This is a genomic window from Streptococcus sp. HMSC071D03 (assembly GCF_001812125.1).
GTDB lineage: Bacteria > Bacillota > Bacilli > Lactobacillales > Streptococcaceae > Streptococcus > Streptococcus pseudopneumoniae_N.
The window spans coordinates 17270-31602 of record NZ_KV807712.1; the positions used below are offsets into that span (position 1 = coordinate 17270).

The 14333-nt window shown below is 35.6% G+C and carries 12 protein-coding genes; all 12 read right to left on the reverse strand.

The window, feature by feature from the left end:
* Positions 1-34 precede the first annotated feature (34 nt).
* Entirely contained in the window at positions 35-1201 is a 1167-nt protein-coding gene (locus HMPREF2837_RS02095; RefSeq protein ID WP_049548731.1) for a hypothetical protein, read from the reverse strand.
* Positions 1202-1325: 124 nt separating this feature from the next.
* Positions 1326-2354, reverse strand: coding sequence for a glycosyltransferase family 2 protein (locus HMPREF2837_RS02100; protein ID WP_049548732.1), 1029 nt, complete (start codon positions 2352-2354; stop codon positions 1326-1328).
* A gap of 13 nt (positions 2355-2367) precedes the next feature.
* Positions 2368-3345: a glycosyltransferase family 2 protein gene (locus tag HMPREF2837_RS02105; protein ID WP_049548733.1), complete on the reverse strand. Its 978-nt coding sequence runs from the start codon at positions 3343-3345 to the stop codon at positions 2368-2370.
* 18 nt (positions 3346-3363) lie between these two features.
* The gene (locus HMPREF2837_RS02110; RefSeq protein WP_049548734.1) at positions 3364-4365 is read right to left on the reverse strand and encodes a Stealth CR1 domain-containing protein; all 1002 of its coding nucleotides are present in this window, start codon (positions 4363-4365) and stop codon (positions 3364-3366) included.
* 41 nt (positions 4366-4406) lie between these two features.
* Positions 4407-5561 carry a glycosyltransferase family 4 protein gene (locus tag HMPREF2837_RS02115; RefSeq protein WP_049548735.1) on the reverse strand — a complete coding sequence of 385 codons (1155 nt, stop codon included), beginning with the start codon at positions 5559-5561 and terminating at the stop codon, positions 4407-4409.
* A 2-nt stretch (positions 5562-5563) separates the two neighbouring features.
* Positions 5564-6736, reverse strand: coding sequence for a beta 1-4 rhamnosyltransferase Cps2T (gene cps2T, locus HMPREF2837_RS02120; protein ID WP_049548736.1), 1173 nt, complete (start codon positions 6734-6736; stop codon positions 5564-5566).
* A 30-nt stretch (positions 6737-6766) separates the two neighbouring features.
* Complete coding sequence (locus tag HMPREF2837_RS02125) at positions 6767-8137, reverse strand: sugar transferase (protein WP_049548737.1); 1371 nt, start codon at positions 8135-8137, stop codon at positions 6767-6769.
* Positions 8138-8152: 15 nt separating this feature from the next.
* Positions 8153-8842 (reverse strand): tyrosine-protein kinase, encoded by a 690-nt coding sequence (locus tag HMPREF2837_RS02130; protein WP_049548738.1) that lies wholly within the window; start codon positions 8840-8842, stop codon positions 8153-8155.
* Positions 8843-8852: 10 nt separating this feature from the next.
* Complete coding sequence (locus HMPREF2837_RS02135) at positions 8853-9545, reverse strand: CspC family polysaccharide chain length determinant protein (protein ID WP_049548739.1); 693 nt, start codon at positions 9543-9545, stop codon at positions 8853-8855.
* Between the two features lie 8 nt (positions 9546-9553).
* Positions 9554-10285: a capsular polysaccharide biosynthesis protein Cps4B gene (gene cps4B / locus HMPREF2837_RS02140; protein WP_049548740.1), complete on the reverse strand. Its 732-nt coding sequence runs from the start codon at positions 10283-10285 to the stop codon at positions 9554-9556.
* Position 10286: 1 nt separating this feature from the next.
* Positions 10287-11732 (reverse strand): LCP family glycopolymer transferase CpsA, encoded by a 1446-nt coding sequence (locus HMPREF2837_RS02145; protein WP_049548741.1) that lies wholly within the window; start codon positions 11730-11732, stop codon positions 10287-10289.
* A 498-nt stretch (positions 11733-12230) separates the two neighbouring features.
* Positions 12231-14189, reverse strand: a complete 1959-nt coding sequence (locus HMPREF2837_RS02150; RefSeq protein ID WP_049548742.1) for a peptide ABC transporter substrate-binding protein — start codon at positions 14187-14189, stop codon at positions 12231-12233.
* Positions 14190-14333: the final 144 nt, after the last annotated feature.

Below are 14333 nucleotides of genomic sequence, written 5' to 3' on the forward strand. Positions count from 1 at the left end.
CTTAATCTTTCTTTTTAACTGGACTTAACTCATTTTATTCAATTTTGTTATCTGGATTTATAATAAACAATCGACTGATGAATAAAATTAATGGAGAGTAGCGAAGAACCAACATTTGAGGATCAAACATTCCATGAATAATCATAATTCCTAAACAGGCAAGTACGATATCTTTTCTAATCGATACAAAATATCTCATAACTTTAGTAAGAGCAAACAACATGAAGGAACTGACTATCAATCCATCAATAACTAATAACTGAACAAAAGAGCTATCAATATAATTATAATTACTAGCGAAATTCCCAAATATATCTAACATAGAAAAAGAAATTCGTTGCCCAAACAAATGAACTCCAAAATTTTGAAAACCTTCTACACTAAGCCGTAGTCGATTGTGAGTGAATTTATCTACGAAGTGGAAGAGATTCCCAGATGAATAAAAACAAAAATACAAGATAATTGCTAAAGCTACAATAAAACCGTAATGCGCAAGTTCCTTTGACCAGAAATTTCCAATGATAAACTCTTTTTTAAAGATTTTAATACTAAACAAAGCATAGGTTAGTATCAAAATACTTAAGTAAAATGGACTGGATGTCGAAGTTTGTTGGTGCATGTAAATCGTAGCCAAAAATAAAGCCAGCAATTCCATGTAAGAAATCTTCTTCCCTCTAAACATAAGATAACTACATAGTGCAAAGAACATACGTTGTGAAGCAAATGATACATAATTAAAACCCAAACTAAAACGATAACCACCATCCGCACTCATAAACATATTGGTAATAATACCTTTTTGACTAGCATAAATTGTCAAACAAAGCACTAGGAATGTCGCCACAGAAAAAGTTCCTAATAATTTTCTAAAATCAATATCTCTAGCAGAAAAAACAAGAAATAGCACATTTATATTTAATATTCCATCACGATTTTTTGAAACTATAGACATCACTATAAAAAATACTAATACTATTAATAATTGTTTCCAATGAAATCTAAAATAATGTAGAGTTTTCGAAAAGTTTATCAACTCCTTTATTAATAGCAATAAAATAGTACAATAAAGTAGTATGCGATAAAATGATAGAAAACCGTCTAATCGAACAAAATAAGTGGTTGTGACTAATGAAGCGACAACAACCCACACAAATAGGGTAAATAAATAGATTTTTTCTGAAATAAACCGATTGTTTTTCACAAGTACTTTCCATTCCTTTCGATTATTGTATTAGAGAAAACCAAAATAATTCAAACGTAAGATAAATAGTAATAAGGTCAGTCATATATGTTGACTCTGTAAAAATTTCGAAATATTACACGAATCAATCTTTCCTAAACCTCTCATACCCCTTAATTTTATCCATTATCCGATTGTAAATTAAACATAATTTGTATTGTTTAAATCTCAACAACTTTCTAAATACAACATAACGACATCCAATGGAATAATCTAGTCTACTACTATTAAAAGCCTTTGAAAATTTATTATCTTCTATTGTGGTTTTCATCAATTTTGACGCTTTATTTAAAGAGTAGGTTCCATTTAACCAAAGTGGTCCAAAGTAACGATCAATAAAAATAGTCATTGCATTTAAGATGAACTTATCCTCTAGTAATTGTTTATCAGAATTATCAGGATAGATGGATAATATTTTTCTTACCTGATTCACAAATTCTACTTGACCGGCTAGATTTTTTTCGTTATAGAACATTAAACTATGCGTACCTGTTACAGTATAAAATTTTTCTGAACTAAGTAGTACATTATCTGCATAAGTAATAAAGTTAAAATTAAATAGCACATCTTCACTTACAGATAACTCTGTATTGAATCTTATCCTATTTTTATTAACTATCTCTGTTCTAAAGAACTTTCCTGCTACTCCAGGTTCAATGCCATATTCACCAATTCGTAACGAATTTTTAAAAACATTGATTTTCTTTTCAAAAGAAATTCCTGGTATATATAGATTTCTATCCAAATATTTAACATCTGTGAACAAGATATCAAAATTATTTTCTATACTTGAAAAAATATCTAAAAAGTTCTCTTCAAAAAGATCATCACTATCAACAAAACTGATAAATGCCCCTGATACCATATCCAATGCTGTGTTTCTAGCTTGACTTACACCACCGTGGTTATTTCGTATAATAATCAAATTATCAAAAACAGATTTATATTCTTCCAATATAGCAACAGTACTATCAGTTGAACCATCATCAACACAGATTATTTCCACAGAACTACTGTGTTGACCAATTGAAGCAATTAAACTATCCATCGTTTTTGCCAAGTATTCTGAAGAGTTAAAAGTTGGCATGATAAAGCTCAACAGTAATTCAGACATTTTTTACTCCTTATTAATAATTAGGATCCACTCGTTTCCCCATACGTTGAAAAACACCATCCCAAAAACCTTTCCAAATAATCGGGAAGTTCTGTTTTAAATGTCGATGGCGAATTGAAATCACAAGATGATGAGCAATTAGTATCAGCGGACTTAATTGACGAACCTTCCAATTCGTTCCATAACGTTTGTCAAAAATAATATTATTTCGAATTTTATAATAGTTTCGCCAATTATAAGGTTCTTCCTGTTTAACAACACTTGGATCTGTCTTCACTGCAAGTTGACGATGTAATTGTGCTTTAGTAGCAAACACAATTTCTGAATACTGTTGAAGGCGTTGTGCAAAATCTGAATCATCGTATTCAATAAAAAATCCACTATCAGGAATACCAACTTTACGAAGTAATGACATTTCAACTACAGGGCCTTCAAAGGGCATATCAACAACTTTTATAGCATCATCATTAAACGGACCATAAGTTACTGTTTTTCTCATTTCTGTCCAAAACTTATGATAATCATCAAAGTCAAAGTTAGTAATGGCTCTATCATCAAAATTTTCATCGGTACGATTCGGTATACCTACTTGAACACTTTGTAAAGCCATTTGTTCCATAATTTTTTCTAAACAATCAGGTTCAGGATAGACATCATCATCCATAATCCACACGTAATCGTAATCAAGTTTGGATATTAATTTAATACCATTGGCAAATCCGCCGGCTCCCCCAAGATTTTCATGATTATGATAATAATAAAAACGTCTTCCATCCTTCTCTGTTTCATACAGATGATTTTCTACTATTTCATTGCCTTTTGCATCAATGTAGCCTAAATCAATAAGTGTTTCTTCCGTATTGTCCGTAGCATTGTTATTAAAAATCAATACTCCAGAAACATTTTGCTGTTGATTTAAAATACCTTCTAGTGCCTTTTGAAGATATTTTGAGCGATTGTAAGTTACTACAAGGGCACAAACTGATTTCATATTTAACTCCTTATCAATCTATAATTCAAATGAACTTTTATCAGGAAACAGTTGATCCATCTCCTTTACAAAGTCCACCATTACTTTTTCTTCGTCTTGAATATTAAATCCATCATTGATACACATAATTTGGTATTTACCAGAATTCAATAAGCTCCAAAATTCTGGTCCTGCATTGTCCAAAGAAAAAAGACCTCCCAACTTAGGATTTCCAACTGCGTATTGCCCACTAGCAATTTGCCAATACTTAAAGAGCCATACATTAGTGTCGGAAGGATTTCGGAAACGGCTAGCTGAAGTTTTTTCTAAGATATCTTTTTCCTTTTCCCATACCCATTGCATTGTTGATTTTAACAGAGGATATGGCAAGTGGCTCTCCCAAAAGCCACAGATAAATTTACTATTTTTATATAGTAGCGATTTAACTATATTTTTTAATCCTTGCTTGGGATCAAAAAAATGTCCATTTTTTAAAATTTCATTTCGAGTAAAGTGGCTAGTAATAATTTCCATATCATTTATCTGAAAATTCCCTGTTCCATATCTCTCAGGAATAATCGGAGATAGAGCAGTATTATATCTAGGCAATCCTTCCTCTGAGAAGAAATCATCAGGTGATACGGGGGCGGTTAGATACATATCATCATTGAAAAAAACAAAATGCTCTGACAAACCTGGTATCCTATGAATGTTACTTTCAATTGGGTTAGCAGAAAAAACTGGTAAATAATCCTGACAAATAATATCTTTATGATCTACTATTACCAATTTTTCATTACTAATATTCAACCAATCTGGTCTTTGATTGTCTGTTACAAGATAAACTTTATTTACCCAAGGTGCAAATTTTTCCACCCCTCTAAACCAGTATTTAAAAGTTCCCCACTCACGGTAGGCCTTGACAGAATTCATACTTTTTTGGGATGTATCTACAGTCTCGGAATATTCAGCCTTCTTAGCTTGCCAAACAGGATCTCCCCCATCTACCCAAGTAACAACAAAATCTATTGAAAATTTCATACTACTCCCTTAATAATGTTTGATTATAATTATAATTATAATTATAAGTTACAGTTATCATACAACTCCGAAAAATGCCGAATATAACTTCCCAACGAAAAGAATTCTTTTTGGCGTTGGATAGATGCACTCCCAAACTGCTCTCTTTTCTCGGTATTGTCAGCCAATTCGTGAATAGCCTTAGACAATTCTTCAGGCTGATTCGGTGTAGCAAGAATTCCGTTTTCGCCTTCCTTCACCATCTCACAGACACCTCCATGACGGTAACCAACTACAGGCTTGCCACAGGCCATGGCTTCTAATACGACTGTTGGCAGTGGATCTGGATTGGTACTTGGCAAGACAAAGATATCAAACATATTATAAAGTTCTGTCGTCTTGCTATAATAGTCGATCCTCTTGATTTGTCCAGCAACTGGTAATTCTGAAATGGTTTTTTCCAACTCTTCCACGCGCCACTCTTCACCTTCAAATGCACTACCTGCTAAAAAGGCTACTGCTTTGGAATTGACCTGTAAGATTGGAGTCACAGCTTCTAGAAAATCGCCTTGCCCTTTCCAGGCATTCACTCGACCAACCATACCAATGACAAGCGCATCTTTTGCGATACCAAACTGCTCACGAACGGCACTAGCATCCATTTCACGATAGACGGCATTATCAACACCATTATAGATGACTTGAACTTGGTCATCTCTTACAAAGTGAGACTGCTTGACGTGGTTGGCTACAGCATTTGAAACCGTCACAATCTTCTCAGCATATCGTCCCATCAAAAAATTGATAAAATCTGAGATTGCTTTTGGTTTTACGATAATTTCATGTACATGCCAAATCAAAGGAAGTTTCAACTTACGTTTAAGATAAATTCCTTCAAGTACCGCAGTGGTATTATTATGAATGAGAGTAATTCCGTTTTCCTTAGCATATTCAGCGATTTGCTTTGAATAACGGTTATATGAGCCAAAATACTCAAGAATTCCCTTAGGATTAAAATATTTACGGCGCAAGATTGGATAATCGATAATTTTAACTTTAGCACCAACCTTTTTCAATGCACCTACTAAGACACCATCATTGGGCAAAATAATGTGTACTTCAAATTCGTCTTTATTCAAGCCTTTAATAAGCTCCAACAAAACCTTGTCAGCACCATACATTTCGGCACCAGCGTGGAGATATAAAATTTTCTGCATTTCTAACCTATAAATAATTTCTCGTAGTCTGTAACAATCTTTTCCCAAGTGAAATAATCCGCAATTCTCTGATTTGATTGTCTATCTAACTCATCAATCATTTTTGCATCAAATTGTTCAACTTTCTCGATTACTTGGGAAAGCTCATCTTTTTTCCAATAGATCGCACTTTGCTCCCCAACTTCGCGGTTAAAACCAACATCGAGTAGTAGGTTCAACTTTGTTGACTCCAAAGCTTCAAGTAGCGAAGGATTGGTTCCTCCAACTTCATGTCCATGGAAGTAAGCATAGGCGTTTTCTCGAATATACTTCAGAAGTTCTTGGTCGTAGACTGTTCCAACAAATTTCACTCGTGGATCTTTATCAAATCCAGTACTTGCTAATAGCTGATTATAAAATTTATTCTGTTCTACATTTGTGATTAGGACAAAGTCCTTCTTAGAGTTGGATGCTAAAAAGCCACGAATCATAGATTCATAGTTATTCTCTGGAACAAATCGTCCTACAACAAGGTAATACTCATTTTCAGAGATATTTTTATCTTTAAACCAAGAACGTACTTTTTCGTCACTACTCTTTAATGTAGAGCGAGTTGTATCCGTTCCATAGGCGATATAGGTTGTCTTAGGTTGAAACTGTTTATAATCTTCTTGGATATACTTTTCAATATTCTTACTATCACAAACTAAAAGATCAGCATGTTTGACCATTAGACCTTCAGAAATTTTCCAGTAGCGACGAACTGGGGCGCTCCACTTAGCCCGCAACCACTCATGACCATCCGGATTGACCAGAAGGGTCCCACCTAGCGCCTGGATTTTTTTCTTAATACCTCGGATAAATGGTCCAATGCGGCAGGCTAAGATATAGAAAACGGGAGCTTCATCCTTATTTTCTTTGGCAATTTCAATAGCTTTGTTAATTGCCGCGACATCATATGCTATGGCTCGCGCTGGACCAATATTAGGAACATCGACGTTATAACAGATAGCACCGTTATGTTCAAAAACATCCTCAATAATCCCTGATTTTGCAGAGTTCTCACGCATACAAGCCACATAATATTGGATAGCCTTATCTTGTTGAAAGGCTGTTAATTTTTCAACAAAGGTTTCAAATCCCCCATACCTAGCAGGAATTCCTTTCGAACCAATGATATAAACTGACTTTTTCATTTCTCTCCTAATATGATGGACGTACAGAAATCACTTCGCTCCATCTCTCATAAATACAACTTTAACAGTTTTTAACAAAATTTCAATATCTTTCCAGATTGTCCAATTATCAATATAAGCCACATCTAGTTTTACAACATCGTCAAAATCGGTTATTTTACTTCGGCCACTAATTTGCCACAAGCCTGTAATACCAGGTTTAAAGCTAAGACGACGTTTTTGCTCAGGTGTGTACTTTTCATACTCATCTACAGTTGGTGGGCGTGTGCCGACCAGACTCATATCTCCTATAAAGACATTCCAAAACTGGGGTAACTCATCTAAACTGGTTTTACGAATAAAACGACCAATTTTTGTAACACGAGGATCATCGTCCATCTTAAACATTCCACCTTGCATCGTGTTCTGCCCCATAAAATCTTTTTTTCTCTGCTCTGCATCAACACACATTGATCTAAATTTATAAAAGGTAAAATGTCGACCATTTTTCCCTATACGAGTTTGAGCAAAAATAGCTGGTCCACCATCTTTACGAATCAAGGGGACCAAAAATAGACTAGCAATTCCACAAAGGAGCAACCCAACAATAGCTCCACAAATATCAAGGATTCGTTTGGCAATTATGTGACTTAGCTTGTAAAAATTTGTAGAAAATGTCACTACGTTCAAACCCGCCATCTCATGGATTTGTTTATCTCGACCTAAATTTTTATCGAAAGCATTTAAGGTAACTGTTACATCGATTCCCATTGTTTCAAACTGAGAAATAACAGCTCCAATATCATAGTCCTCACTTGGAAGATTGACAAAGACTTCATCCACCACTTCATGTGTCGCATAGCTCAGTAATTGCTCCTTTGGTACCACAATCACCTTTTCATGAGTGAACTCTGGCATGTCTAAAACGCTTACTGCAACCAATTTCCCTTGAACATCATTAGCTGTTAATAATCGATCCAATACTTTTTCGGTACGGGACATCGCCGTAATCAATAAAATATTACGACTTCCCTTCAAATTATGTTTGAAGATTCTCCAATATCTCTTCACAAAGAAACTGAGTAGATAATTCAAAACACTGTACAAGGAAAGCAAGTATACCATCCCTCGCCTTGAAATTACAAACTTTTCCTTCAAGAAAAAACTTGAAAAACTAATCAGCAGAGCATAAAAGATAATATATTTAATTGTTTCTACTAACTCCACATACTGACCACGTTTAAAAAAATCCTTACCGTATCCACTGATGTAGAAGGCAACAAAGTGAAGAAAAAACAGAACAAATACTGTATTTAAAACAATGTCAGTTTCTGAAATTGCAATCAGTACATAAGCTAATAAACTAACAAGTATACTCTGCAAGAGGGCCAGAGTTATATTGTAGAGGCCTCTTCCTTCCATACTGAACTCCCTATCTTATTTTTTTCTTTTACCATAAGAACCGTAAGTTCCATAAGATCCATATTTTTCTCGTTTAACATCAAATTTATTTAAAACAACACCCAAAAATAGGATCCCTGTTTGTTCTAACTGAACCTTAGCTTTTTGAATATCTCTTCTTTTTGTTCCGCCAGCTTCTGTAACCAAAATGGATGCATCACATTTTTGAACAATAATCGCTGCATCAATTACAACTCCGATTGGGGCTGTATCAACAATAATATAATCAAAATATTTTCGTAGTGTTTCAATCATCAATTCAAAATTGGTACTTTGAAGAAGAGCTGTTGGATTTGGAGAAGGTGACCCTGATTGGATCATAAATAAATTATCAATGTTTGTTTCACAAAGACCATGAGATAAGTCTTGCGTACCAGCAAGATAATCAGTTAAACCTGTGATTCGTTCTCTTGATTTGAATACTCCAGACATGACTGAGTTTCGAATGTCGGCATCAATCAATAGCGTCTTGTAGCCAGCACGCGCAAAAGCCCAAGCAACATTAGTAGCTGTTGTAGACTTTCCTTCGCTAGGGTCAACCGATGTAACGGCAATAACCTTTAAGTTATTCCCACTCAGTTGTATATTTGTACATAAAGCATTGTAGTACTCTTCTGCTTTTTTTACAGAGTTCAGTTTTTGTTGTGATAATTCTAACTTCGCCATAAGTTCTCCCTTACTTTAATTTATCCATGTCTGGAATGACTCCAAGGAGTGAAATTTCCATAACATCTTCGATATCTTCTGGACGTTTAATACGGTCATCGAATAGTTCAAGCAACAAGACCACTACAATCACTAATCCTGCACCTGCTACAACTCCCATAATGGTATTTCGACGAATATTTGGTGAAGACGGTCCAGTTGCTGGACGTGCTTCCTCCAAGGTAGTTACGTCAGAAACACGGGTGACCGCAATAATCTTTTGTGCCGCAACATCTCGAAGAGCATTTGCAATTCGACTTGCTTCGTCAGGTTTGTGATCACTAACTGAAATAGATACGATACGTGTATCTGCGGGAACCGTTACTTGAATCTTCTTAGCTAATATTTTCGCATTAATGTTTAAGCCAAGATCAGCAACTACTTTCTCTAGGACATCTTGGGAAAGAATGATCTCACGATAGTCCTTAACCAGGTAAGTTCCTGCTTGTAGATCTTGATTTGTCAATCCCGGTTTATCACTTTGGTTTCGATTAACTACATAGATCCGAGTTGTACTTCTATACTCAGGTTTAACAACAAAACTACTATATGCAAATGCAGCAGCTCCTGCTACGATGGCTACAAGAAGGATTAGCAGTTTCTTTTTCCATAGTGCCTTTAACAACTGAATAACATTGATTTCAATAGTATCTTTTTCTTTCATTATAACTCCTAAATAATTTGATCTTTAATGATTTTTTCTGGATTTAACATAAAGAGTTCCCGAGCTTTATCCAATCCATACTTTTTACTTACGATTTCGTAGGCTTCTTTCATATAAGGTGGACGACTATCCAGATTATGCATATCACTAGCAACTATATGAACCAAGTCTCGCTCCAAGAAATAGCGAGCACGTTTTTTCATGAATTTATAGGTATCTCCAAACAATTTTGGTTTAAGGATACTTGAACTATTAACTTGTGTATAGCAACCCATATTAATAAGCTCTTTAACCCTTTTTTCGTTGTTTTCCAAAGCATCGTAACGCTCTATATGAGCTATTACTGGAGTTATTCCTAGCATGAGCACATTGGTTAATGCATTATGGATTTCACGATAAGGGGTATTCATACTGAATTCTATCAAGGCATAACGGGTGCCATTTAGTTGTGGAATCTGCTGATTCTCTAATTTGTTTAAAGCATCACTGCTGTAATAAATCTCTGCTCCATACAAGATAGTTAAATCAGAAGCAACCTCTTTAGCCAACTCCTTGACAACTTTAAAATTTCTTAATATGTCCTCTTCTGGTGTTTCAAACATCCCCTTTCGACGATGGGAAGTCGAAACGATGGTACGGACTCCTTGAGCATAGGCTTCCTTCAGAAGCGCTATACTTTCTGTCTTATCCTTAGGACCATCATCTACATCAAAAACTATGTGTGAATGGATATCAATCATCTTATTTTCCTTCCATGATATCTTTAATTTCTGTTTTGAGTGTCTCTAAGCTATTTGGATCTACCTCTAGCATATAAAGACTGCTGTCAGGCATGGCATAGGAAGGAAGATCCATACGACCAGTTCCCTTTAGATCTCGAGTGATGACAGTATATTTCCCTCCACTTGCTAGTTGGGCGTTCACTAAGCTAACCATTGTTTCAGGTGGCATATTTGTTTGCACTGAATCTTGCAAACTTTGCATAATGCCATCAAAATTCTTCAAAGCTTCTGTTGAAGTTAGTTTTTGAATAATAGCAGAAATGACTTTCTGTTGATTGCGCCCACGGTCTCCATCACCGTTTGATAATGAATAACGCTCGCGCACAAATCCCAGAGCTTGTTCAGAGTCTAGATGAACATTACCAACAGGGAAATGATATTTGCCATGAAGCGAGGTGAATTCTTGGTCATTATAAACATCGACACCACCTAAAAGATCAATTAATTTCAAGAAGGAAGTGAAGTTGAGTCGTGCATAGTAATTTAGGTCAATTCCATAAAGATTTTCCAAAGTATGAATCGAAGCATCCACACCATAAATACCTGCATGGGTCAATTTATCATTTTGGTTATTGCCTCCATCAGCTATGGGCACATAAGCATCACGAGGGGTCGTTGTCAAGAGAATTTTCTTGGTTTCTTGATTGACCGTCATGATGATGTTGACATCTGAACGAGAAACGGAGCTAATCGGTCCGTATGTGTCAATACCACTAATATAGATATTAAAAGCCTTGTTTTGAGAAGACTTAGGTGCCTCAACAGTTTTGGTTAGTTCCTTGGTATAAATTTTCTTGATTTTTTTGGCGTGATCCGGATACTCTTGTTCAATCAGATTTTCAAAGACACTATTCAAAATAATTGCCTTGGTCTCTCCAGCTAAGAGACTCTTATAAGCCGCAAGGTAAGAAGAACTATCCTCAACCTTTAGGTCTTTATTCTGACTTGTCTTAATATCATCAAGCAGTTTTTTGATATTCTCCGCATCTGTTTTTGTCGGAGCTGTCACACTGGATAGTTGAGATACATTACCAATCTCACTATCCTCCAAAACTGCAACACTGATAGAGTAACTAGAATAGTTAGATGTTGCATTTAAATGATTGGCCAAACTAACGAACTGATGAACTCCAACCAAAGCTAGTGAGCTGGCTACAATAGATAGCAAGAGCATGATTAAAGTAAACTTCTTAGCTTTTCTATTTGATATTAAAAATAAAGCTACTAGCGCAATGAACACCATAATAGCTGCTAGAAGAAGATTGAAATAACTAACGGCTAAGATATGATATCTGAATATTAAAAACAGCAAAAAACAAGTAAGCACTATATATAGAAACAACAAAATAATATTGAAACTTTGCTGAAACTTGCTCGTTTTATTTTCTTTTAAACGTCTTCCCACCTTACACCTCTATTAATTATTTTATTTCTATTATATCACAAAGTAACACCGGATGCTATCAACACCTGAATTGCAACCGTTTTATTTTGCCTTAAAACCAAAATTATTATATTTCAATCATTAAATGCCTCATATCTTTTTTTGAAAGAAGACTTCTAACAAAAATACCAAGAGATAGAAATCGGTTGACAAGTTCTCAACACCGTACTCTCACACCCTAAAGCTTTCAATAATTACCAAGAAAGTCGAAGGTTTCAACTGGAGAAATTCAAATTTTTATAAAAATAGCCTTTTAGAGTCTCAAAAACAAAAAAACGACCCGCTATCGCAGTAAAGATTTATCGTTAATAAAAAGCAAGAGGCAGGGTAAAAGTCTTCAAAATAAAAAAATACATAGTATTAAGTGTTCAAAAAACTTGATACTATGCATTTTATAATTGAGAGCTTCACTCAATTTCATTTTTAAATTGAGTTTTTGCCCAACCTATCTTCTTAAACTTATTTCACGTGACTTTCAAAGTCTTTTTGACTCTTTTCGACAGAATTTTTACGTTCTTGTTCCCATTTAGACTTAGCTTCAGCAAATTGAGAGCTTGTAACAACATCTGTCTGCAATCTCATGTACTTGTAGTTGCTTCCAGTTCCTTTGATCCCAACTAGTGAGTAAGCACGTGTAAATGGTGTCACGCGTGTCACCGAAGCTCCACCACCGTTTGACACAACTGGGATTAGAAGAGAACTATCAATCAACCAAGCTTGTGCATCTGCGTAGTTTTCATAGCGTTTAGCTACGTCTGTATTTTCTGCATCTGCTGTTTTTAATTTTTGAGTAAATTGGTCCAAACCTAGACTAGTAATCTTACCGGTGTCCTTGCTTGGATCAAGTCCCAAAATCTTGAGATAGAATCCATCTTCAGCGTTGAAAGGATTGAGATAAGTTGATGGATCTTGGTAGTCAGCCGACCATCCATCCAAGTTCAAATCATAGTCATGATCAGCTGGCGTTGGTGCTTGAGCTGTTGCATTTGTATAATCATCTGTCGACAATTGGATAACATCAACCACTACATTTTCAGAACCAAGTGTTGATTCGATTGATTGTTTGATAGAGTTTGTTCCTGAAAGCAAGGTCTTGTTTACTTGATCTACAGGCAAGTCCAAATGAATTGGGAAGGTCACACCTTGGGCTTCTAATTCTTTTTTAGCTTCTACAAACTTGGCTTGTGCTTTTTCTTTATTGAAATAACCATCTTGAGCATCTTCAATATTCATATTTGACCATTGTGTATCATAGTTGACCAATTTTGAAGCAACTGTTTCACCAAAAGTCTTGTCTCCAACTTGTACAAAAGTTGGCGGCACGAGCGAGTTACGAAGAGTGTTTTTAGCTGCTTCTTCACCATTTGATTGAGCTGAGTATGCTGTACGATCAATGGCGAAGTTAATTGCCTGACGGAAGTTTTTATTCGAAACTGCAGCTTGAGTTGCTTGCTTTTGCTCATCGCTTGTTTTTGCAGTATGGTTATAAGCACCACGGTTGACGTTAAAGTTATAGTACCAAGATGTTGCATCTTGCAAGCTATAAACGATATTGTCCTTGTACTTTTCCTTGGTCTTAGCGAAGTTTGAGCTATTTGGATAAACACCTGCAGATGAGTAAGCACCACTTTCAAAGTTACGGATTGTCAAGTCTTGGTCTGAACCATCAAAGTAGGCCAATTTCACCTTTTCAATCGTTACTTTTTCTTGATCATAGTAATGTGGGTTTTTCACATATTCGATAGAAGACTTAGATGTAAAATCTTTTAACAAATATGGTCCGCTATAAAGAATGCTATCTGGTTTCAGGGTTCCGAAGTCTTTACCTTTAGAAGCAAGGAATTCTTCGTTTACAGGGAACAAGATACTGTTAGTTGTCTTAGAGTTCCAGAATGACTCTGGACGAGTCAAGGTATATTGCACAGTATAGTCATCTAAGGCTTTGACACCAACATTTGAAAAGTCAGTATTTGCGCCTGTCACATAATCGTCCAAGCCCTTGATAGAGTTCTGAATCAAGTCTAGGGCTTGACCCTTGTTATCAGCAGCGTACTTGATACCAGTTACAAAGTCTTGTGCTTTAAGGGGAGCGTATTCTTCACCGTCAGCTGTAAACCACTTGGCATCTTGGCGAAGTTTGTAGGTATAAGTTAAACCATCCTTAGAAACACTCCAATCTTCTGCAAGGGCAGGAATAAGGTTTCCGTAGTTATCATTTTCAAGCAAACCATCAACCAAGTTGGTTACAATGGCAGTGTTATCACCAGAGTAGTCCAAGAGATAGTTGAAGGTTGTTGGATCTGCACCAAAGGTCGACGAGTATGTTTTACCGTCTGATGCTGACTGGCCACATGCTGCCAATAGGACCGCAGCAGCAAGTGTCAAACCTGCTCCTAATAAGCGTTTTTTCATGCTCATGATTCATTTCTCCTTGTATGTTAGATTTTATAACATGGCTATATTTTAACAAATTTTGTCCCAAAAGTAAAGTTATATACTTATTTGACATCTCATTGGAAATCAAAAACTGGCTCTATAATTTCTGTAGTGGGTAAATCCCCT

Excerpts from the sequence above, each read along its gene's own strand:
- HMPREF2837_RS02100 (WP_049548732.1), bottom strand. The coding sequence starts at position 2,354 with ATGTCTGAATTACTGTTGAGCTTTATCATGCCAACTTTTAACTCTTCA.
- HMPREF2837_RS02105 (WP_049548733.1), bottom strand. The coding sequence starts at position 3,345 with ATGAAATCAGTTTGTGCCCTTGTAGTAACTTACAATCGCTCAAAATAT.
- HMPREF2837_RS02110 (WP_049548734.1), bottom strand. The coding sequence starts at position 4,365 with ATGAAATTTTCAATAGATTTTGTTGTTACTTGGGTAGATGGGGGAGAT.
- HMPREF2837_RS02115 (WP_049548735.1), bottom strand. The coding sequence starts at position 5,561 with ATGCAGAAAATTTTATATCTCCACGCTGGTGCCGAAATGTATGGTGCT.
- cps2T (WP_049548736.1), bottom strand. The coding sequence starts at position 6,736 with ATGAAAAAGTCAGTTTATATCATTGGTTCGAAAGGAATTCCTGCTAGG.
- HMPREF2837_RS02125 (WP_049548737.1), bottom strand. The coding sequence starts at position 8,137 with ATGGAAGGAAGAGGCCTCTACAATATAACTCTGGCCCTCTTGCAGAGT.
- HMPREF2837_RS02130 (WP_049548738.1), bottom strand. The coding sequence starts at position 8,842 with ATGGCGAAGTTAGAATTATCACAACAAAAACTGAACTCTGTAAAAAAA.
- HMPREF2837_RS02135 (WP_049548739.1), bottom strand. The coding sequence starts at position 9,545 with ATGAAAGAAAAAGATACTATTGAAATCAATGTTATTCAGTTGTTAAAG.
- cps4B (WP_049548740.1), bottom strand. The coding sequence starts at position 10,285 with ATGATTGATATCCATTCACACATAGTTTTTGATGTAGATGATGGTCCT.
- HMPREF2837_RS02150 (WP_049548742.1), bottom strand. The coding sequence starts at position 14,189 with ATGAGCATGAAAAAACGCTTATTAGGAGCAGGTTTGACACTTGCTGCT.